We start from the raw sequence: 20,943 nt of genomic DNA on the forward strand, positions 1-20,943 counted from the left end.
CTGTCAGCTAAGCCTTTAGAAAAACAATGTGATGAAAGTTAACTTTATACGGTATAATTATTGTGATAAAATTTATATTAGGTTCTAACATTAAAGCCTAATATATAAAAACTAAACATGACAAAACTACACTCATCAAATAACACCAAAACAGGGGCTAGTGTAAAAATAACACTGGCTACACTTATCGCTATCTACTCTTTGGCAATGGTAACATCTTTACCAGGACTAGCGATATCTCCTATTTTAGACGATTTACAAAAAGCATTTCCTAAAGTATCTGAGTTTGAACTACAAATGCTGGAATCACTACCCTCTTTAATAATAATACCATTCATTTTACTATCTGGTAAACTCTCACTACACACCCCAATACGTAAACTAGTTATCTGGGGTTTAATCATATTTACATTCAGTTCCATAATTTACCTTTTACCAATTGGCATTAACTTGATGCTCATTAACTCTGCACTACTTGGCGTTGGAGCAGGAATGATTATCCCATTCACTACTGGACTCATTGCTCATTACTTTAGTGGTTCAAAACGTACACAACAACTAGGAATTATCTCTGGGATATCAAATTTATCATTGGTTTTAGCAACTGCAATAGCTGGGTATCTTGCTAATATAGAGTGGCATTTATCATTTTTAGTATACTCTATTTCTATTGTTTCTCTTATTTTAACATCTCGAATGGCTAAAACGAATAGAACAAAAAAGGAAGGAAGTAATACACTTATAAATTCTAATAAAACATTCTCTTTAAACACGATAAAAACAGATTGGCCTATATCGTTAATGATATTTTACTTTGTAATTACAATTATCGTCTTGTCTATACCTATGAATCTATCGTTATTCATGGCACATTATAAGATTGGTTCAAATGTCTATAGTGGAGTTTTACTATCACTATTTTTCCTTTCTGTTATGTTACCTGGATTTTTTATCAATAAATTAATCAGTGGGATTAAAGATAAAAACAACCTAATATGGATAGGTATCATTATATTGGGAACAATATGTGTAATGGTTCACTCAATGTGGAGCATTGTTGTAGGAGTTATTCTGATAGGATTAGGCTATGGGGTAATACAACCTTTAATATATGATAGAACATCCGAAAATGCTAGTATATCGAGAGTGACATTTCACCTATCATTGGTTATGGCTATGAATTATTTAGCTATAATACTCTATCCTTTTATTCAGAATGTCATGCAGAAAATAGCAAGTGATGACGTTATGATACCTATGTATATGAGCCTAATTTTAGGGATTAGCTATTGGATATATTACCTCTGGAAAGTCATGCATAAAAATTGATTATAAAACTGGTTGATGAAACTGGCAAAATTGTTGATGGTAATAAGCGTAGTGCAAAATCTTGATAGGGCTGTAATGACATCTGTCAATTTCGGTTACATCCTGAATCCTAAACTGACAGATTGAGTTTAAGCTAATCCACCTAATTGGGCTAAAGTGAAATCTTTATTCCACCTTGGCGTAGAAATGAGTCCAAAATAAACGGCATAAATTCTCCGTCATTTCGTTCATCTATCCATTTATCATCTATAAAAGAAAAGTGGTATCCCCCAAACTTTGTGGCAACCCAAATTTGATGTAAAGGCTCCTGTTTATTGATGACGATTTTAGAGCCGTCTTCAAATGTGATCTGCAGTACATTGCCCGAAGCGTCGATATCGATATCGGCATCTTGTTCATCGATTGCGACTTCAATGGCATTGTCTATCGCCTGAAACATATCATCGGCTAACTGATGAAACTCTGTGTCTGTCATTGCCATCTTGTATTAATCCTTGGTAAGTCTAGCGAACTGTCTATCCCATGATTCTATCAATCAGTCGCTTTATGCTCCAATCAAATTTTTACTCGTTTGCCCATCTTTTATGGGAAAAGGCATGAATTGTATGTATTAGTACTATATGTGCTTGACGTGGAAAGCCTAACTCTGCAACATCGGGAGGTGGGTGGAATTGCACGAGTAAAGTGAACAAAGTCTCTAGACTGTGTTTTTTTAGGCCGCTTAGCTCGAAACCATTTGATAACTAATCGGATAGATAGATGTTGAGAAAAATGAAACTGTATTCACTGGTATTGTTAGTTGGCTTTTTTATCACTGCTTGTGGTCAAAAAGGGCCTTTGTATAAATCGCCAGACAAACAAGATAACCAAAAGCAAAAAGTAGAACAGCCAAAGAAACAAAGCATTAAGGAATAACGGTTTGGATCATTTTCTCTATAAAAATGGTGAGTTGCTAGCTGAGAATTGTCAGGTTGCAGAGCTTGCCCGCACTTACGGTACTCCTCTTTACATCTATTCTCGTGCGACATTAGAGCGACATTGGCATGCTTTCGATCGTGCGGTTGCTAATCATCCCCATCTGATTTGTTACGCTGTTAAGGCTAATTCAAATTTGGCAGTACTCAATGTACTGGCGCGTTTAGGCAGTGGTTTCGATATCGTTTCCGGTGGCGAGCTTTCTCGTGTGATAAAAGCGGGGGGCGATCCTAAGAAAGTCGTTTTTTCTGGCGTCGGCAAAACCGTTGACGAAATGGAGATGGCACTTAATCTGGGGATCCACTGTTTTAATGTAGAATCAGCAGCTGAACTCGAACAATTGAATTTGGTTGCACTCAGGCTCGATAAAATTGCGCCAGTGTCATTACGAATTAATCCCGATGTTGATGCGGGAACCCATCCTTATATTTCAACGGGGTTGAAAGAGAACAAGTTTGGTATCGCGATGGAAGATGCCGAGTTGATATTTGTGCGGGCCCATGAGCTACTAGGTTTGCAGGTGAAAGGCGTAGATTGTCATATTGGTTCTCAGTTAACGGAGATAAAGCCTTTTCTCGATGCCATGGATCGTATGTTGGCGCTTATCGATCGTCTTGCTGAACTTGGTATTTTAATTGAACATTTCGACGTTGGTGGCGGGCTCGGAGTGACTTACGATGATGAGACTCCACCTCAGCCAGATGCTTATGCCAGTGCTTTACTCGCACGTTTAGGTGATAGAAAACTAACATTGATTTTCGAGCCTGGTCGTGCGATTGCGGCTAACGCCGGTATTTTTGTTACTCAGGTACTGTATCTTAAAGGCAATAGCGATAAGCATTTTGCACTGGTTGATGGTGCGATGAATGATCTTATTCGTCCTTCTCTATATAGCGCTTGGCAGAAGATTATTCCTGTGGTGTCGCGTCAGGGAGAAAGCCTAAATTATGATATTGTCGGTCCAGTCTGTGAGACGGGTGACTTTCTTGGGAAAGACAGAGAGTTATGTCTTGAACCTGGAGATTATCTTGCGGTTCGCTCTTCAGGTGCCTATGGTTTTACCATGTCTTCAAATTACAATTCTCGTCCAAGATCTGCTGAAGTTATGGTTGATGGAGAGCAAGCTCACTTAATTCGTAAACGAGAAAAATTGTCACAACTCTGGCAAGGTGAGCAGTTACTGCCGTAGACTATACATATAAGGTTTTGTTTGTGCTGCTAACTGTTAACGAGTGGCACGCTCCGATTTTGAAGGATGTACACTTTGATCCATTTCGCTAAAATGCACGGGTTAGGCAATGACTTTATGGTCGTCGATGGGGTGACACAAAATGTGTTCTTTTCCCCTGAGCAGATCAAGCGTTTGGCTAACCGAAATTTTGGGATAGGTTTCGATCAATTGTTGTTGGTGGAACCTCCTTACGATCCCGAACTTGACTTCCATTACCGTATCTTTAATGCCGATGGCGGAGAAGTTGAACAATGTGGCAATGGTGCTCGTTGTTTTGCCAGGTTTGTTCGAAACAAGGGCTTGACCAATAAGCATAAAATAAAAGTCAGTACTTCCAGTGGCAAAATCACTTTGCGTTTAGAGCGAGATGGAAATGTCACGGTTAACATGGGAACACCTGTGTTGGAACCGAACAAGATCCCTTTTCAGGCTAAAAAGGTTGAGAAAACTTACTTGCTGCAAGCGAGTAGTCCAGAGGTGCCGATGGAAACATTCCTTTGTGGCGCCATCTCTATGGGCAATCCTCATTGTGTGCTAGAAGTTGATGATATTGATAATGCTGAAGTTGAGCGTATTGGTTCATTGCTAACTCAAAATGAACGTTTTCCCAAAGGCGTCAATGTTGGCTTTATGCAGATCATTGATGCCGGACATATCAAACTAAGGGTATATGAGCGTGGAGCCGGGGAAACGCTTGCGTGCGGTACTGGTGCCTGTGCTGCTGCGGCTATAGGTCAGTTACAAGGGAAGTTAAATAAACAAGTTCACGTCGATCTTCCTGGTGGTACACTGACAATAAATTGGGATGGGGAGGGGAGTCCTTTGTGGATGACCGGACCTGCTGAACACGTATATGATGGACAGATAGCGCAATGACCGACGTTTCAAAAGAGAAGAAAACCGCCCCATTCGATGAGATACTCATTCGTGAGTTTCTGCTAGATAATCCAGATTTTTTTAATCGTTACCCTGAGCTTTTATTGGCGATGCGTATTCCTCATACCGAGCGTGGAACCATCTCTTTGGTGGAGCGTAAGCAAGAGATGTATCGCAATAGAGTGCAGCAGCTTGAGGAGGAGATCACCTCTTTATTGGGCATCGCGTCGCGTAATGAGATGATCTATATGTTCAATACGTCTCTGTCGCTTAAATTGCTGCAGTGTGAAGATCTCGGCGAGCTCAGGCAAGAGCTATCGGAAGGATTGAAAACCCAATTCCAATTTAGTCAAGTTCGTTTGATCACCGTCCATGATATCGATAGTGAGCTATCTCAAATATGGAGTAAGCGTCTGAGCCAAGGGTATTACTTTGGACGTCTTACGATTGGAGAATCTAAACGATTATTTGGCAGTGAAGTCGGTTCAGTGGCATTGTCACGGCTGTCAGAGGAGTGTGGTCAAGTGATTTTTGCTATCGCAAGCCAAGACTCTATGCATTTCCATCCAGAGATGGATAACCTACTATTGGATCAACTAAAACAACTTTTGGATCATCTGTTACCTAAACTTTAAGCGTTTTATTACAAATTTCCCAAGTGATCTTTTAGCTGGAAGATCGCGTTCAATCATTTTCATAGGAGCTGTATGGACGTTAACTGGTTCCAACACTTCGAGCGTTATCTCAGTGGTGAGCGTCGGCTATCGAAACATACTGTTCGCAACTACCTTTTTGAACTAAACCGAGTCGATCGGCTGCTGGATGATTCAACAACATGGAAAAACCTTTCCCGAGAGCAACTGCAAAGCGTCCTAAGTAAATTACATCGAAAGGGGCTCAGCCCACGTTCACTCTCATTAACCTTATCTGCCACTAAGCAATTTTGCGAATTTCTAGTTCGCGAAGGCGTGATTCAAGCAAATCCTGCTATTAGTCTAAGTGCGCCTAAGCAACATAAACCTTTGCCTAAGAACATGGATCTGGATTCTGTGACGCATCTGCTAGAGATTGAGGGGGATGATCCCTTGAGTCTACGGGATAAGGCTATCATGGAGTTATTCTATTCATCCGGATTACGATTAGCAGAATTAGCAGCGTTAGATATTAATGATATCGAATTTTCAGAGCGTCTGGTAAAGGTGATGGGTAAGGGCAGCAAGGAGCGCATTATACCCATAGGAAAAGTGGCTATAAGCGCAATTGAAACTTGGCTAGCGTGTCGACAGGTAATTACCTGTGACAGTGATGCACTGTTCGTGACCAATAAAGGTGCTCGCCTGGCCCATAGAAGTATTCAGGCTCGTTTGACCAAATGGGGGCAGCAGCAAGCGTTGAATATGCGGGTTCATCCCCATAAGTTACGCCACTCTTTTGCGACTCATATGTTGGAGTCCAGTGCAGATCTACGTGCGGTGCAAGAGTTACTTGGCCATGCAAACCTGTCAACGACTCAGATATACACCAGCTTGGATTTTCAGCATTTGGCTAAAGTGTATGATGGTGCTCATCCGAGGGCGACACGAGCGAAAAAGGATAAGAGTGAATGATCCGTTGCTACATCAACCCCAACAAGATTGGGGCAATTAGTTTTGATCTCGATGATACGCTTTATGATAATCGGCCTATTATTTTAAGGGCTGAGGCTGAACTAGAGCGTTTTATGCACCATGCATATCCCTTAACGACTCAGTTTAAAAGAGTTGATTGGTTCGCTTTTAAACGAAACTTACTTAAAGGTCGGCCTGAACTTTGTCATGATACAGGGTTAGCTCGCATCGTCGTATTGACACAAGGATTATGTCATTTAGGTTACTCAATAGAAGAGGCTGAAATTGGTGCCCGTAAGGGACTAAATTGTTTTTTAAAACACCGATCTGATTTCACTGTTTCAAAACCTGTTTTAGCGTTACTTCAAGCATTAGCTCAAAAATATCCCTTGGTCGGTATAACCAATGGCAATGTCGATGCTGAGCGTATTGGCTTAGACTCGTTGCTTGATTTTGTACTATCTCCCGGTGACGGCTTACGAATGAAACCTGCGCCAGATATGTTTAATATAGCCATTGATAGACTCAATATATCTGCTACGAACTTACTGCATGTGGGTGACAGTCATAGTTCTGATGTGATGGGGGCTAGGTTAGCCGGATGTCAGTCAGTATGGCTCAATCCAGGTTTTGGCGTGACAGAAGCTGGAGAGGTTAAAGGTAGCCTGCCTCATATAGAGATAAGCAATATCGAAGAGCTTAGACTACTCATTTAATCTGAATTCGGTTTAATTAAAATGAAAAAATAAAATGGCCTATTGAGATAGGCCATTTTATTGCTTACGTTAAACTCGGAATATTTATTTAAGGAATATTGTGTAGATTAGTTAACTCTTCATGCTGTTGACTTGGCTCTGAGGCGTTGGCAAATTGAGTTGGGCTAGCCGATGTGCTTGACGCCGCTGTATCAATGATCAAGGCGCCTTCTCCATTGCTACCCAGCAGACCTTGAATAATAGAACCTTCAACATCAAGTGTCCCCTCTGTAATGCCAAACTCATCCCGCAGATCAACGCAATCTAAGGTGATATATTGTTCAGCTTCGCCATCATTATCCACATCGATAGCAATGGTGGTGCTGTTAGTGGTTGCATCGAAGCTGAAGTCTAAGTGTTGTGCCAACTCTTCAACGCTTATCCCTTGTAGAAGATCGCTTAAGTCTAGCTTGTCATCGGCAACGTTAAAGTCGGTAATATTGTCGGTGCCTGTATCGCCTTGATTCCAAACAAAGGTATCTTCTCCTAATCCGCCAATGAGCGTATCGTCCCCTAAACCACCAATGAGCAGATCGTTGCCTTCGCCTCCGATTAACACATCGTTATCGGCTCCGCTAATAAGGACATCATCACCCTCTCCACCATCTAATATGGTATTTCCAAAGATAAGCGTACCACTCGAGCCATCTACATCGTTAACAACATAAACACCGTTAAGGACACTGCCATCACTTAGAGTAATGGTATATGTGACCCCCGACTCACCGAGGCCTTTACCTGTATTGTTATTGAGACTGTCGGTATCAAATGAGAACCAGAATGCATCGCCACTGGTAAAGTCATTCTGTGAGAAATTAGCGGTTAGCACATGGTTATCGGAGGTCATTGTTGAGAAAATATCAGCGGCAGAGTCACTAATACCCACAGAATCGCTCCCTAGCGAAATATTACTGTCACTGATATCAAACTTAGCATTGTCGTCTGTACCACCACGTAGATTGATTTGGATTTGGCTAATCCATAAACCTGCTGCTAATGTGGTGACCTCAAAGCCAAATTGATTAGCTGTATCATATGTATTCCCTGCTTTCACTGTTGCGTTGATTTGTGTGCCTAATGGAGGCTGTTTACTTGATTTAGCAATGATGATGTCATTATCGTAGGAGCCTTGTAATCTAGAGGCGTTTTGGTAATCAATGACAACGTTGGCGGTATCAGAAGTTCCACTACCTGCGAGCGTGTAATTAAAGCTATCGCCCTCATTTGCGTTAACTATTGTGACAATACCATTTGCTAAAGAGGTATTGTTGGCACTCCCCGATGTGACGGCGGTGATCTCTGCCCCCTCTGGCGCAGCGTCTCCATGAGTTAAATATTGAGTTAAGATGTTCAAATCAGAACCGTTAGCTGAGTTAGTAATAATATTATTGGCATTAGCATCTAACTGAGCATAGTAATCAATATTCATTTCTAGAATAAGTGATGCAGTATCTCCATCATTATCTATCACACTTATTTCAAATGATTCTTTTTCATTGAGCACATTCTGGTCGAGATTGATCGAATAGCTATACTCTCCCGTTTCGAAGTTTAGGCTTAACTTGCCTCCTAATAAGGTGGTGAATACTTGAAGTGGATTGGCTGCGTCATACTGATAGACGATATCATCAATGACAATGCTGCTGATTTTGCCACCATCGGCCCCAATAAGTACGCCATCGATTCCGGTTGTGAGATTTCCTTTGATTGCATTACCATCAAAATAATTCAGAATAGTACTGGTTAGATCGTTGGCATCGTTAACTTTTATGGCGTAATCATCATTACCATTGACCTCTGGATGCGCTATTGGTAGTAGGTAAGTCAGCTGTGCTCCACCGATCCCTATTCCATAAGAGATATCTAGTTGGCGGTGACATAAGTTTCCCATAGGTCTTGTTGCTCGGTGTTTACGTGCTCTCCAGAGTTAGGTTGTCCATCTGAGATGAAGTAGACAAGGCTTTGATCTGCAACTGGTATTGGTCCGCTGTTCATCACCGTATTGATTGCATCTCTATAGTCGGTTCCTCCATTTGCTGACAGCGATTTCAAAGTATCTATCACAGTAGCAATATCATCAACTAACCAGCCTGTGCTTGTCGATGAAGAGGAGAATGTGACTATCTGTACGTTTACATTGCCAGTGGCATCGACCTCATTGACTAAAGCCGTTAACGCTTCTATTGCTGTTTCAAGGTATGTTTTACCATTACCAGCTGAATTATCCATACTGCCAGAGACATCGAGTACTAACGTCAAGTTGGTAGTGACTGGGTCTGCTGTCGTCGTTAGGTTCTTGCTAATATTATGCACGATAGGCGCATCATCCTGAATATTAACGGTGAGATTGGCAGAGCTGGTATCTCCCAAAGCGTTTTCAAGAGAGTAATTAAATGATTCGCTGGCAATATCCCCCTCAGTATTATTAGACGTAAGAGTGTATTGGTAATCACCCACCCTGTTATCACCTGTGTCTTGGGTGTACACAATTAATTCACCAAGTGCAGTCGTGACTGTGATAATACCGTTAATAGCAGTAGTACCTTCTACCTCGGATATCACCGTAGAGCCACTGATTCCTGCATCATTATCCAGAATATTACCTGTGGTGATATGGCTACCATCACCCGCTAGCTCATCAATAGTGTCAGCAACATGTTCCATCGCTAATGTTTCGAAAATATTTTGACCATCATTAGATAGTTCGCTTTCTCGAGTAAACACAATGCCCAGTTCAGCGAGTACAAGCGATAACATCTCTTTACCTGCCGTAGCTAAATTTAAGGGCTGGCCAGTCGTAGGATCGATGTAGTTGCTTAATAATTCATGGATAGCAAAAACAATATTGATATTAGATGCATAACTGGTATCTAAATTAAGGAGTGAGTTAGTTTGCAAGGTGCCATCATCGGTGCCATCACTGAGGTCATTATCAAGCGCTTGCAGAAAGATGGCCATATTTTCAACATAGTTCATGTTGCTATCAGATAGGGATGTACCAGCGATGTCTTGTAGGAATAATATCGTGCCTTGTATTGCATCGGCACTAAAGCTAGCAATAGTCACGTTACCTATAGTGAAAGTAATCGTGTCGCCAGGATGATAGGCAAACGAACCGTCACTACCCATATCACCAGTAAAACCTTTTAAGCCTGAAGAGGTGCTATAGGCGATGCCGTTGACAAAATTATCACTGAATTGTGCGATGCTGAAGTTATTGCTTGATTCTGGTGCTAAATCTGCCAAAGACAAGTTAGTTGTCAGTGGTGTTGAGTTTTCGAATGAAGTATTAAACCCTGAACTTGCTATTGTTTCATCACCACTTCGAGAGACTGAAATATACCCTGATCCTGCTTTATTACCATTGGCTCCGCCAGCAGCTGTTTCTGGTAGATCTAGGGTTGGATCTTCCCCTGAGGCAATTAACGCTTGGAGTGCTTCAATCTCATCGAGGGCACCGCTATCAAATGGCACTTCTGAGTCTGTATTTGAGTATAGGGAATCATCGGCATATAGAATTTTTAGCTCGGCACCGTCTTCAATAGTCAGTGTTGAGGCACTTGGCAAAGACTCGCCTGAAGAGATCGTTTGGGTGATGCCATCTAATGTTGTCGTGACTTTTCCGCTAACAAATACAACTTGTCCATGTTGTGTCGTGACTAGTGATTCCATTCGAAAACTCCAAGCTATTGAGTGTTAGATTCTTGCCTTGTAAAACGGAAAAAATGAAGCGTTACCACAAGGATAAATATAGATCCTCAAATGTCAAGGTATGCAACATAACCTATCAACTAATTGGTTTAACTTAACATTTATGTTTTAACGCTGATTATTTGGCTTCTAGTTGGTAAAACTGAATGGGCTTCTTGGCGTAGTTGGTTGTACTGGTTTTTGCTGGTGATCAGTGTTATATGTTGGTTATTTATTGCTTTGTAGTTTTCCTGTGAATGGTGTTTTTTTGACACTTTTTTTGTAGATTAACAAAATACAACTTTAGTTCACGGCGTTGCTTTATCTTAGTCATCATTTTTGCAGCCACGATGATAGAAATAGATATGTCAGGGGGGATGTTGAGGTGATTAAGCCAGCAATTACTGGCTTTTTATATTGCCTATTTACGAGGCTTATTTATCTGCCAGTGCCAAGGCTTTAGGGAATAGAATATTGTTCTCAAGATGGATATGTTGTTTTAGGTCAGCTTCAAACTCTGCCAATGTGGCATAACAGACTCGCCATGTGGTGCAGGCATGTTCAGGTGGCTGAAAGTCATTGGTTAGCTCATGTAGCTTCTCTAGTATTTTTCCCGCGTCATCATGCTCATGTTGCATCGCATTGATAGGATTGCCTATATGGCCGAAGCAGCCGTTGACTATTTCACCAGCAGCCATGGTGCGAATTGCAGGAAATAAAATCCGCTCCTCTTTCATTAAATGAGGTGTCAGGTCATCGACCAATGCTCTAATCCAACCAGCCAATGGCTTAATCTCTTCATAGCGTTCCCCGTGTGCCCGTACCATCTTTTGGCTGTATTCAATCAAAAGAGGTGCTTTTTCTCTGATATAGCTGTGATGCTTTGCTTCAATATAATCGATGAGTTCAGGAACAGGCAGTAGATTGAGTCTATCCTCTTTTTGACCTTGTTGATCAAGCTTTGTTAGCTCATTTTCAACGATCGATAGTTCGACGTTAGCTTTGTCACAGGCACTGGCTAACGTGCGTCCTCCACCGCAACAAAAATCAATACCAAACTGGCTAAATACATGGGCATAACGAAAATCAGCGGCGACAAGACTGCCGACACCTTGCTCAGATAGAGAAACATTAGATTGATGGTTCTGGCTCATACATACTCCAAAGCTGCTAAATATTTACATGTTTAAATGTATCATATTGGCAGCTTTGATAGGGTGCAATCTATTCCCTACTAAAATACTAGGGTAATCACATTTTCATTGTGCTAGATCATTAATCGGCGTTGTTAAGACAGCATCGGATACCTGTTGCTGTTCCAACATACCGCCCACTCTTAAGAGGTTATTTTGATAAAACATAAGGCCGCGATGATCCATGCTGGCTTGTTTTACATACACAGGAGTCAGCCAAGTGTGACTTTTTAGATCAAAGCGATAAAGTGAATTTGATGGTGAGCTAGGCTGGCCGTTGTAGCCAATGCCATCATAGTTGTATGGATTGTCACTGCCTGCCATGAAGATGAGTTGTTGATTAGGGGCATCGCCGGTTGCTGCCATACGGTAGTGTGCTTTTGGATCAAGCTTAATGGTTGAGTTTCGAACTTGTAAAAAAGGGGCCGTTAGTGAGTAATGGGGCAGAGCCTGCCAGTCGATTTTCAGGTGGTCTTCAGTTTGGATTTTGCCATATAGACAGATAGGAGAGGCCGTGAATGCTCTTGCTTGCTCAAGTCTGGCTTCGACTGTGACGCCATCACAGAGGACTAATTCATTGCTCACTGCTGCAACTGCCTGACCAAAAACGGCGGGTGCCGGAATAGGCGTTGCTTGAGACCAACGGTCAGTTTGTGTGTCATACACCTGCACCAAATTCACATTGCCGTGTTGATGCCAGCCGCCAAAAAGATAGATATACCTCTGTTGATAACTGAAAGCTGCAGTATCGTCGACGGCGACAGGCATGTCGGCAATTCGAGTATAGGTGTTATCTTTGAGTGCGTAGCGGTAGTTGTCTGATGTAGATACCTCGTGATGATCTTTTGACACTGTATAGCCACCAAAGATATATACCTTGTCTTTGATGCCGACAGCTATGCTTGCTAATCTTCCTGGCAATTCTTCAATATGAGGAACGTTCGCGATGGTCTGCCACTGAGTGTTGGGCTCATTGAGTTTAAGTCGCCAAGCTCTGTTGTGTATCGCTTGATGGCCTTTATCTGAATTTAACCCCATAAAGCTAAACAGATAGTGTTCTCCCTCACTTGTGGCCAAGGCTATTGCATTATTGGTCACTGGTTCAGGTAAATTAGGAAGGTTAACATTGGGAGAATTAGCCGATGCCAGCAAGGGAAAAAACAATAAGAGTAAAGCGGAATGTTTGTGCATATGATGAGTGTTCCATGGGCTAAGTAGCTGACTTTACCATCATAGAATGTTTTTGCATCGACTCAAAATTGGTGTTTCATAGAAGAGTTATGACGATTCATACCAATCAGTATAAAGATATGATCGCTCAGCGAGAATTTAGCGCCTCTGAGGCAAGGCGACGAGTAAATAGAACTGGCAGCTATTTTCAGTTCGATGAAAACTATCCCCATTTTACTACATTGTTTACAGCCCCTCGCCAAAGCAAGCACTCAATATACTGGCTGGTCAAGCAGGCTATTCAAGTGATAAGCCATTACGAGAGATGCTTGAAGAGATTTATCAACAGACTAGAAGCTTTGCCCAAGAAGCAAAAAATCTAGGCATCCCCAACCAATTACTGACTAGCATCGATAACCATATGACAGAAAAGTGTGTATTGATGTCTTTTATCTGCACTTACAAGTTTAACTATGATGTCAATTTCAGTCGTGATAGTGGTTCGCTTTACTATTTTTAATGAGTACAGGAATCCTGCTTGAGTCTTGGATTTAAGTTGAAAGAGCCATGCTTGACTACGCCTAGAATAAAAGAGTAGTTGAAGGTGGATTCTGGAAGTTGGTTGTTTAATTGGTCAGTATGAAAGAGAGGATAAAACAAAAACGGGCTTTTCATTGCTGAAAGCCCGTTCTTCTTTATTGCTGAAAATACAACAACCTAAGACGTGAGTCTTAGTTCATGCCGTATTTCTTCAATTTTTTACGCAGAGTACCACGGTTGATACCTAGCATGTTTGCTGCACGAGTTTGGTTACCGCGAGTGTGCTGCATGATGATATCTAGCAGAGGCGCTTCAACTTCGCTTAACACCATTTCATATACTTCTTCAGCTTCTTGTCCGTCCATTTGGGCGAAAAAGTTAGTGACTGCGCGTTTTACTGCATCACGTAATAACTGAGGCTTGATAGTACCGTTAGCGGTTTCAATTTTGCCAACTGTAAGCTGATGAGTTTCTGTGTTAGTAGTCTGATCAAACATTCGTATTCTGCTCTTTAATTAATTCTGTGCAATTTCGTCAAAATAGCGTTCCACCATGGAACCTTGTTCTTCAACAGTTTCCAGCCGATTAAATTCGGCGCGGAATGGACGCTGTTCATCTTGGTCCAAATACCATCCAACATGTTTTCTAGCAAAACGGATCCCCTTATAATCACCGTAAAGCGAGTATAAGTTTTTAAGGTGTTCCAGCATCACACGACGCTTTTCATCCACCTCAACAGGCGCTAGCTTGTTACCCGTTTCCAGGTAATGTTGAATTTCTCGGAAAACCCAAGGCCGTCCTTGGGCGCCTCGTCCTATCATAAGAGCATCAACTCCCGTATGTTCGAGCACAAAAAGTGCCTTCTCAGGGGTGATGATATCTCCGTTCGCTATAACAGGGATCGAGATATTCTTTTTAATAGCCTTAATCGTGTCGTATTCAGCATTACCTTTATACATGCACTGCCTAGTTCGGCCATGTACGGCTAACGCGGCGACACCACAATCTTCAGCTATCTGGGCGATTTGAACACCGTTCCTGTGTTCTGGAGCCCAACCAGTTCGAATTTTCAGTGTTACAGGCACATCAACTGCTGCGACCACGGCTTGTAAAATTGCTTTTACCTGCACAGGGTCTTGTAGTAGTGCTGAACCCGCTAGCTTTCTATTCACTTTCTTTGCAGGGCACCCCATATTGATATCGATGATCTGTGCGCCTTGTTGTACGTTGACAACAGCGGCATTAGCCATCAATTCAGGATCGGCGCCTGCAATTTGTACTGATCGTATCCCATCTTCACCAGCATGAAGCATGCGCTGGCGACTTTTATCTGTGTCCCAAACATCGGGATTTGATGAAAGCATCTCAGACACTGCCATGGCAGCACCGTATCGAAGACAAAGATTTCTAAAGGCTTGGTCTGTAACACCTGCCATTGGTGCCACGATCAGCTGATTTTTCAGGTGATAGGGTCCAATCTGCATTTCCAACATACCTAGAGCTTCAAAGGGGCGCTATAATACGACTTTTTTGGGCTGGTGAAAAGGTCAATAAATGACCTGAGCAAAACTTTTTTGCTTGACTTTTGTAAGGCAAGAAGTCATTGGCAGCACTGGATGTGCTGCCGTTACCGTTATTTACGTATTCCTGTCAAGCGGCTCCACTCCTCTTTGTGAGCAGGCTCATCCATATCGAACCACTCAGTATAAAACTCGGCAACTTCCAGTGCTTGCTCTTTGAGTAGACCAGATAATGCCAACAGACCGCCCGGTTTTACTTTTTCGGCAATCAGTGGTGCTAATTCTCTAAGTGGGCCTGCAAGTATGTTGGCGACTAAGATATCGGCCTTAAGATCGGCTGGCTGATCTTCTGGAAGGTAGAGTGCAAGTTGATCTTCTACGCCATTTCGCTCTGCGTTGGCTTTAGATGCATCGATAGCTTGGTAATCAATATCAATACCCGTCACTTTGGTTGCGCCAAGTTTAAGAGCTGCGACGGCTAAAATGCCTGAACCACAGCCAAAATCTATCACCTCTTTATTTTCGAAGTTCAAGCCGTCTAACCATTCGAGACATAACGCGGTTGTTGGGTGAGTCCCTGTACCGAATGCAAGACCTGGATCGAGAATGATATTGACAGCTGTAGGGTCAGGGATTTCACGCCAACTTGGACAGATCCATAAGCGATCGCCAAATTTAATCGGGTGGAAGTTATCCATCCACTCGCGTTCCCAATCTTTATCTTCTACTTGCTCAATCTTATAGCTGAAGTCTTTGCTTAGGTATGGCAGTAGCTTTAACTCCTCTACGACTAAGTTCAGATCGCGATCAGCGTCGAATAGGGCGGTAAGAACAGTGTGGTTCCACAGTGGTGCTTCGCCTAAAGTCGGCTCATAAATCGGCGTGTCTTTCCCATCTTCTAAGGTAATAGACAGTGATCCTATTTCCATTAATAGATCGCTTAGTGCATCGGCGTGTTCATTGTTGGTATCAATTTTTAACTGGATCCAAGGCATTGGGATCATCTCAAGGTAAGTGCTGCAATGAGCATATTGTACCATGTGACATTTAAAGAGTGAGACAAATAAGAAGTAGGATCTGGAATTTGCTTTTTCTATGAGGTTTACTCGATTAATGTCGATAATTCTCTCTGGTTGTTCTGCGTTAATGATAAATATAAGCTTTTGAATTTTAGTGGTTAATTGGTATTACCTTTGTTTGGGATTATGTCTGTTGTTTGTGATGCAGTTCAAAATTACATCGCTTAATGAGTGAGCTTGATCACGATTTTTTTGAGACGCTTTTGTCAGGAGAACTCTTCTTGTTATGGTGCTTAGATTGTAATAATGGCGACACTAGGCGTGATAATAATATGACAATGAGAACCATACTTCCCGCATCAAGTATTTCAGACTTAGCTGGAAATCCTTGGTCAGCTAGAGCCGATAAAATACAGAGTGCTACCGGATTATTGCTAGGGGGCTTTTTACTGGCTCATCTGCACTTTGAATCGAGTATTCTGTTAGGTAAGGAAGCTTTCTACCAGGTGGTACAGCTTTTAGAAGGGGGGATGTTTAGTGAGTCTGGCCATGGTTTTCCTTGGGTCACTCAGGTTTTCTCTGTCTTTATTCTTCTCGTTGTCATACTGCATGCCGCTATGGCATTGAGGCGTTTCCCTGTGCAACTGGGCCAATGGCGTGCACTGCGTCGCCACATGCATGGTATCAATCATAAAGACACTCATGCTTGGTTCTGGCAGTTGGTTACTGGCTTTATTTTATTCTTCTTAGCCCCTGTTCATATTTTTACCATGATCACTAATCCTGAAATCGGGCCTCATCTCTCTGCAGAGCGAGTTTATCTGGATAACGCGTGGTTACTCTATGCCCTTTTATTACCTGCTGTGGTGATCCACGCCATGATTGGACTCTATCGCGTGGCGATAAAGTGGGGATTGACGAGCAATCGTGCGGGTTTACGTAAAGTGGCGAAGTTTATGATTGTCTACTTGCTCACCATCGGTGTGCTTAGTTTGGTTTCATATCTCTTTATTGGGGCGGATTTATCAACTCCAGTACAACCTTATGTGCCTAGCTAGTGGTTTTTGAGGAATGACACTTATTTGATGTTAATGAAACCATTAAAGATGAGTGTTTAGTTGTTAATTGATAGAAATAATGATGCCCTCAAGCCTATTGCCAAGCCACTTGGAAATGCAGGATTCAGTGGGAATATAAGGAGCAAGTGTGAAACTGATATATACGGATTCTTTGGTGATCGGTGCTGGATTGGCTGGTCTCAGAGTGGCTATCGCGTCGAAAGAGCGTGGCTTGGATGCAGTCGTGCTGTCACTTATTCCAGCTAAGCGTTCGCACTCTGCTGCCGCTCAAGGCGGTATGCAAGCGAGTTTAGGCAACACCGTCAAGGGGATGGGTGATGATGAAGATATCCATTTTCAAGATACGGTTAAAGGGTCTGATTGGGGCTGCGATCAAGAGGTTGCCCGCATGTTTGCCCATTGTGCGCCCAAAGCGGTGCGTGAGCTCACTCACTGGGGTGTTCCCTGGACACGGGTGACTAAGGGGCCGCGTCAGGTGGTGGTTAATGCCGAAAAAGTCACCATCGAAGAGGCCGAAGAGGCTCATGGTCTGATTAATGCCCGTGATTTTGGTGGTACTAAAAAATGGCGCACCTGCTATACCGCTGATGGTACCGGTCACTCTCTTTTATATGCCGTGGACAATAAAGCCATCTCGTTAGGGATCCCTGTGCATGAACGTGTCGAAGCGCTCTCATTGATCCACGATGGCAAGCGTTGCCAAGGTGTGGTTGCCCGTTGTCTGATAACGGGGGAGCTGAGGGCCTATATCGCCAAGTCGACCACCATAGCCACTGGAGGCTATGGGCGTATTTATGAGGTATCTACCAATGCCATTATCTGTGAAGGAACGGGTCAGGCGCTCGCGCTGGAAACTGGTGTGGCTAAGCTAGGTAATATGGAGGCGGTGCAGTTTCATCCGACCGCCATTGTACCTGTGGGTATTTTGACCACTGAAGGTTGCCGTGGTGATGGTGGCTTGCTTAGGGATAAAGATGGTCATCGTTTTATGCCAGATTATGAGCCAGAAAAGAAAGAATTGGCCTCCCGTGACGTAGTATCACGCCGAATGACAGAGCATATGCGTAAAGGCAAGGGCGTTGATAGTCCTTATGGCCCACATCTATGGCTGGATATTACCCTATTGGGCCGTAAGCATGTGGAGACTAACCTGCGTGAAGTGAAAGAGATCTGTGAGAGCTTCTTAGGTATCGACCCTGCTAAAGATTGGATCCCCGTTCGCCCGACACAACATTATTCAATGGGCGGCATACGCACAGATAAAACCGGACAGAGCCCACAACTAAAAGGCCTGTTTAGCGTTGGTGAAGCGGCATGTTGGGACATGCATGGATTCAATCGACTCGGGGGGAACTCGTTGGCGGAAACCGTGGTTGGCGGTATGATCATTGGTAAGTATGTGGCCGATTTTTGTGAAGAAAACAACTTAGAGATTAGTACTGATTTAGCTGAGTCTTTTGTCGATAAGGTGCGTGGTGAGATAGATGAGCTCATCGAGGGCGAGGGCACCGAAAATCCTTTTGTTTTAAGAAAAGAGATGGAACGCATCATGATGGCTTACGTGGGCATTTTCCGTAATGGTCCCGAGCTGGACAAAGCAGTGTCTGAGCTGCAAACCTTGCTTAAACGGGCGAAATCATTAGGCCTGAAATGTAAGAAACGCCATGCCAATCCTGAGCTCGTCGAAGCGCTAAGGGTGAGGCGCATGCTTAAGGTGGCGCTAACGGTGGCCTGTGGTGCGGCAGCTCGCACAGAGAGTCGTGGTGCACACGCTAGAGAAGATTTTCCTCAACGTAATGATAAAGATTGGTTGAACCGTACCTTAGCCTGTTGGCCAGATGAAAACTCGCTTTCACCTGAACTGAGTTATGAGCAGCTTGATGTGATGAAAATGGAGTTACCTCCAGGCTATCGTGGCTATGGCATTAACAATGCGATAGCTCATCCGAATACCGGGAAGCGCGAGCATGAGATCACGCAAATCTTAAGTCGGCTTGGCGATGATGCTGACCGGCATCAACGTCAGCATGCTCTGATGCCATTTAACGTTCCGCAATCACTAATGGCCAAGAATGAACGATTGACTGAAAAATTTGATATGGCTTTACCTCCAGCGATAGGTGAAGAGTCCGTAGGAGAGCAAGCATTATGAGTCAGGGTCGCACATTAACGTTTAATATCTTTCGCTATGATCCGCAAGAGAGCGGCGATAAGCCTAAAATGGTTCAATATCAGATTGAAGAGACGCCAGGAATGTCGGTGTTTATTGCGCTAAATATATTGCGTGAACAACAAGATACTTCATTGCAGTTTGATTTTGTTTGCCGAGCAGGGATCTGCGGCAGTTGCGCCATGGTGATCAATGGTTTTCCCACCTTGGCGTGTCGTACGTTAACCAGCAAGTATCCGCAAGGTGAAATCACCTTGATGCCATTGCCGGGTTTTGAGTTGATTGGCGATCTGTCCGTGAACACAGGTAAGTTTATGCGTGAACTAGCTGAACGTTTAAAGCTGTGGCTGCACCCGAATGTGGATGATATGGATGTGCACCGTCTCGAAGCGCCTATGGCACCAGAGGAGGCCGCTAAACTCTATGAATTAGAGCGCTGTGTCGAATGCGGTGTGTGTGTCTCAGCTTGTGCGACTAAGCAGATGCGGGAAACCTTTGTTGGAGCTGTCGGCATGATGAAGCTGGCTCGTTTTGAACTCGATAGCCGAGATCAGCGAGGCGTCGAGGATTTCTACCATGTGATCGGTAATCAAGACGGGGTCTTTGGTTGTATGACTCTACTGGGTTGTCAGGATAACTGTCCGAAAGACCTGCCTCACATGCAACAGATAGCGTATTTACGCCGCAAGATGGCTGTTGCATTGGTTTAGAACATCAGTTTAGGCCTCTGATTGATTGATTGAAAGTCTGTTTAACGCAGGCTTTCTTTTTTCTTTAATCCCCCATAGCATGACACTCAAGTACTTTTTGGGTTAGACCTGATGCAGATAAATGATCTCAAACTTTTCGTTCGAGTCGCTGATTGCGGCAACATAACGGCTGCAGCAACTGAGTTGGACATCTCTCCAGCGTCAGCCAGTGCAGCGCTTAAGCGCTTGGAGAAGCAGCTTGAAACGAGCCTGTTTATCCGCAGTACCCGCAGTTTGAGACTGACTGATACCGGTGAGCGTTATCTTATTCATTGTCGCAAAGCCCTTACTGACTTAACACTAGGTCAGCAGGCCATTGATGATGTGAAGGAAAAAATATCTGGCGTTGTTAGACTTGCGCTTCCTTCGGATGTGGGCCGAAATGTGTTACAGCCTTGGCTGGATAGTTTTATGGACGAGTATCCTGAGTTAAGACTTAGATTACACATCGGCGATACCTTATCGGACTTTTATCACGACAAGATAGATGTAGCTCTGCGATCTGGCACCCCAAAAGACTCTTCGTTAGTGGCTTTTAAAATTTGTTCGGCTAATCGTGTGTTGTGTGCGTCTCCTGAATATATTGCTAAGCGAGGAAGCGTTGAATCAATTGATCAACTTGCTGAACATGATTGTCTTTTTTTCATGTTAGATGAACGTACTCATGACCAGTGGAGTTTTACTCAACATGGACGTGAATTCAAAGCTCTAGTAACAGGTAAACGTACCTGTAATGATGCTGATATTGCGCGTCGTTGGGCTGTTGCGGGCAAAGGCGTTGTCTATAAGTCATCACTGGACTTAGGTGAAGATATCGCAAGTGGCAGGTTAATATCTATGTTGACCGATTACGAGGGAGAATCGGCTGATCTATATTTAGTGTGCCCAGGAAGAGAGCATGTAACGCCCGTGGTCTTGTTACTGAGAGATATGCTTAGGCAGAGATGTAAGCAGAGGTTGGAAATTAGTAGCTAGAATCTAGGAGTCCTTGGTAAAACTTCATAACTCTTTATTACAAGCAGTCCAGACATAAAAAAGCC

General features: G+C 43.2%; 19 protein-coding genes. 11 read left to right on the top strand and 8 right to left on the bottom strand.

Annotation, left to right across the window (positions count from 1 at the left end; genetic code table 11):
- Positions 1–117: 117 nt before the first annotated feature.
- A complete protein-coding gene (locus HWQ47_RS02975; protein ID WP_269969713.1) occupies positions 118–1,329 on the top strand; it encodes an MFS transporter in 1,212 nt (403 codons plus the stop codon).
- Between the two features lie 151 nt (positions 1,330–1,480).
- Here the strand turns inward: HWQ47_RS02975 and cyaY are convergent, their stop codons facing one another.
- Positions 1,481–1,810, bottom strand: a complete 330-nt coding sequence (gene cyaY / locus HWQ47_RS02980; protein WP_269969714.1) for an iron donor protein CyaY — start codon at positions 1,808–1,810, stop codon at positions 1,481–1,483.
- Positions 1,811–2,088: 278 nt separating this feature from the next.
- Here cyaY and lptM point away from each other — a divergent pair, with 278 nt between their 5' ends.
- From lptM to HWQ47_RS03010, 6 genes are all read left to right on the top strand, one after another.
- A complete protein-coding gene (lptM, locus tag HWQ47_RS02985) occupies positions 2,089–2,244 on the top strand; it encodes an LPS translocon maturation chaperone LptM (protein WP_269969715.1) in 156 nt (51 codons plus the stop codon).
- A 4-nt stretch (positions 2,245–2,248) separates the two neighbouring features.
- Positions 2,249–3,493, top strand: coding sequence for a diaminopimelate decarboxylase (lysA, locus tag HWQ47_RS02990; RefSeq protein WP_269969716.1), 1,245 nt, complete (start codon positions 2,249–2,251; stop codon positions 3,491–3,493).
- A 75-nt stretch (positions 3,494–3,568) separates the two neighbouring features.
- Positions 3,569–4,411, top strand: a complete 843-nt coding sequence (gene dapF, locus HWQ47_RS02995; protein WP_269969717.1) for a diaminopimelate epimerase — start codon at positions 3,569–3,571, stop codon at positions 4,409–4,411.
- Complete coding sequence (locus tag HWQ47_RS03000) at positions 4,408–5,046, top strand: DUF484 family protein (protein ID WP_269969718.1); 639 nt, start codon at positions 4,408–4,410, stop codon at positions 5,044–5,046. The genes dapF and HWQ47_RS03000 overlap by 4 nt, the downstream gene beginning before the upstream one ends.
- Before the next feature lie 72 nt (positions 5,047–5,118).
- Positions 5,119–6,018 (top strand): tyrosine recombinase XerC, encoded by a 900-nt coding sequence (xerC, locus tag HWQ47_RS03005; RefSeq protein ID WP_269969719.1) that lies wholly within the window; start codon positions 5,119–5,121, stop codon positions 6,016–6,018.
- Positions 6,018–6,734 carry an HAD-IA family hydrolase gene (locus tag HWQ47_RS03010; RefSeq protein ID WP_269971645.1) on the top strand — a complete coding sequence of 239 codons (717 nt, stop codon included), beginning with the start codon at positions 6,018–6,020 and terminating at the stop codon, positions 6,732–6,734. The genes xerC and HWQ47_RS03010 overlap by 1 nt, the downstream gene beginning before the upstream one ends.
- Before the next feature lie 88 nt (positions 6,735–6,822).
- Here HWQ47_RS03010 and HWQ47_RS03015 read toward each other — a convergent pair whose 3' ends face one another.
- From HWQ47_RS03015 to prmA, 7 genes are all read right to left on the bottom strand, one after another.
- Entirely contained in the window at positions 6,823–8,664 is a 1,842-nt protein-coding gene (locus HWQ47_RS03015; RefSeq protein WP_269969720.1) for a calcium-binding protein, read from the bottom strand.
- Entirely contained in the window at positions 8,637–10,445 is a 1,809-nt protein-coding gene (locus HWQ47_RS03020; RefSeq protein ID WP_269969721.1) for a retention module-containing protein, read from the bottom strand. Before HWQ47_RS03020 ends, HWQ47_RS03015 begins: the two co-directional genes overlap by 28 nt.
- A 452-nt stretch (positions 10,446–10,897) precedes the next feature.
- Positions 10,898–11,617 (bottom strand): iron-sulfur cluster repair di-iron protein, encoded by a 720-nt coding sequence (ric, locus tag HWQ47_RS03025; RefSeq protein WP_269969722.1) that lies wholly within the window; start codon positions 11,615–11,617, stop codon positions 10,898–10,900.
- A 105-nt stretch (positions 11,618–11,722) separates the two neighbouring features.
- The gene (locus tag HWQ47_RS03030; RefSeq protein WP_269969723.1) at positions 11,723–12,847 is read right to left on the bottom strand and encodes a Kelch repeat-containing protein; all 1,125 of its coding nucleotides are present in this window, start codon (positions 12,845–12,847) and stop codon (positions 11,723–11,725) included.
- A 710-nt stretch (positions 12,848–13,557) separates the two neighbouring features.
- Positions 13,558–13,863: a DNA-binding transcriptional regulator Fis gene (fis, locus tag HWQ47_RS03035; protein WP_005496187.1), complete on the bottom strand. Its 306-nt coding sequence runs from the start codon at positions 13,861–13,863 to the stop codon at positions 13,558–13,560.
- A gap of 18 nt (positions 13,864–13,881) precedes the next feature.
- On the bottom strand, positions 13,882–14,850 hold the full coding sequence (gene dusB / locus HWQ47_RS03040) for a tRNA dihydrouridine synthase DusB (protein WP_269969724.1): 969 nt from the start codon (positions 14,848–14,850) through the stop codon (positions 13,882–13,884).
- Between the two features lie 149 nt (positions 14,851–14,999).
- Positions 15,000–15,881, bottom strand: coding sequence for a 50S ribosomal protein L11 methyltransferase (gene prmA, locus HWQ47_RS03045; protein ID WP_269971646.1), 882 nt, complete (start codon positions 15,879–15,881; stop codon positions 15,000–15,002).
- Positions 15,882–16,237: 356 nt separating this feature from the next.
- Between prmA and HWQ47_RS03050 the strand changes: the two genes are divergently transcribed.
- The 4 genes from HWQ47_RS03050 to HWQ47_RS03065 all read left to right on the top strand — a co-directional run bounded on the left by HWQ47_RS03050 (position 16,238) and on the right by HWQ47_RS03065 (position 20,878).
- Positions 16,238–16,963, top strand: a complete 726-nt coding sequence (locus HWQ47_RS03050; RefSeq protein ID WP_269969725.1) for a fumarate reductase cytochrome b subunit — start codon at positions 16,238–16,240, stop codon at positions 16,961–16,963.
- A gap of 148 nt (positions 16,964–17,111) precedes the next feature.
- The gene (locus HWQ47_RS03055) at positions 17,112–19,136 is read left to right on the top strand and encodes a fumarate reductase flavoprotein subunit (RefSeq protein ID WP_269969726.1); all 2,025 of its coding nucleotides are present in this window, start codon (positions 17,112–17,114) and stop codon (positions 19,134–19,136) included.
- A complete protein-coding gene (locus tag HWQ47_RS03060) occupies positions 19,133–19,864 on the top strand; it encodes a fumarate reductase iron-sulfur subunit (RefSeq protein WP_269969727.1) in 732 nt (243 codons plus the stop codon). Before HWQ47_RS03055 ends, HWQ47_RS03060 begins: the two co-directional genes overlap by 4 nt.
- A 111-nt stretch (positions 19,865–19,975) precedes the next feature.
- Entirely contained in the window at positions 19,976–20,878 is a 903-nt protein-coding gene (locus HWQ47_RS03065) for a LysR family transcriptional regulator (protein ID WP_269969728.1), read from the top strand.
- Positions 20,879–20,943: the final 65 nt, after the last annotated feature.

The organism is Shewanella sp. MTB7 (assembly GCF_027571385.1).
GTDB lineage: Bacteria > Pseudomonadota > Gammaproteobacteria > Enterobacterales > Shewanellaceae > Shewanella.

Excerpts from the sequence above, each read along its gene's own strand:
- ric (WP_269969722.1), bottom strand. The coding sequence starts at position 11,617 with ATGAGCCAGAACCATCAATCTAATGTTTCTCTATCTGAGCAAGGTGTC.
- HWQ47_RS03065 (WP_269969728.1), top strand. The coding sequence starts at position 19,976 with ATGCAGATAAATGATCTCAAACTTTTCGTTCGAGTCGCTGATTGCGGC.
- HWQ47_RS03060 (WP_269969727.1), top strand. The coding sequence starts at position 19,133 with ATGAGTCAGGGTCGCACATTAACGTTTAATATCTTTCGCTATGATCCG.
- xerC (WP_269969719.1), top strand. The coding sequence starts at position 5,119 with ATGGACGTTAACTGGTTCCAACACTTCGAGCGTTATCTCAGTGGTGAG.
- HWQ47_RS03030 (WP_269969723.1), bottom strand. The coding sequence starts at position 12,847 with ATGCACAAACATTCCGCTTTACTCTTATTGTTTTTTCCCTTGCTGGCA.
- lptM (WP_269969715.1), top strand. The coding sequence starts at position 2,089 with ATGTTGAGAAAAATGAAACTGTATTCACTGGTATTGTTAGTTGGCTTT.
- HWQ47_RS03020 (WP_269969721.1), bottom strand. The coding sequence starts at position 10,445 with ATGGAATCACTAGTCACGACACAACATGGACAAGTTGTATTTGTTAGC.
- dusB (WP_269969724.1), bottom strand. The coding sequence starts at position 14,850 with ATGCAGATTGGACCCTATCACCTGAAAAATCAGCTGATCGTGGCACCA.
- HWQ47_RS03050 (WP_269969725.1), top strand. The coding sequence starts at position 16,238 with ATGACAATGAGAACCATACTTCCCGCATCAAGTATTTCAGACTTAGCT.
- HWQ47_RS03000 (WP_269969718.1), top strand. The coding sequence starts at position 4,408 with ATGACCGACGTTTCAAAAGAGAAGAAAACCGCCCCATTCGATGAGATA.
- prmA (WP_269971646.1), bottom strand. The coding sequence starts at position 15,881 with ATGCCTTGGATCCAGTTAAAAATTGATACCAACAATGAACACGCCGAT.
- HWQ47_RS02975 (WP_269969713.1), top strand. The coding sequence starts at position 118 with ATGACAAAACTACACTCATCAAATAACACCAAAACAGGGGCTAGTGTA.
- fis (WP_005496187.1), bottom strand. The coding sequence starts at position 13,863 with ATGTTTGATCAGACTACTAACACAGAAACTCATCAGCTTACAGTTGGC.
- cyaY (WP_269969714.1), bottom strand. The coding sequence starts at position 1,810 with ATGGCAATGACAGACACAGAGTTTCATCAGTTAGCCGATGATATGTTT.
- HWQ47_RS03015 (WP_269969720.1), bottom strand. The coding sequence starts at position 8,664 with ATGGGAAACTTATGTCACCGCCAACTAGATATCTCTTATGGAATAGGG.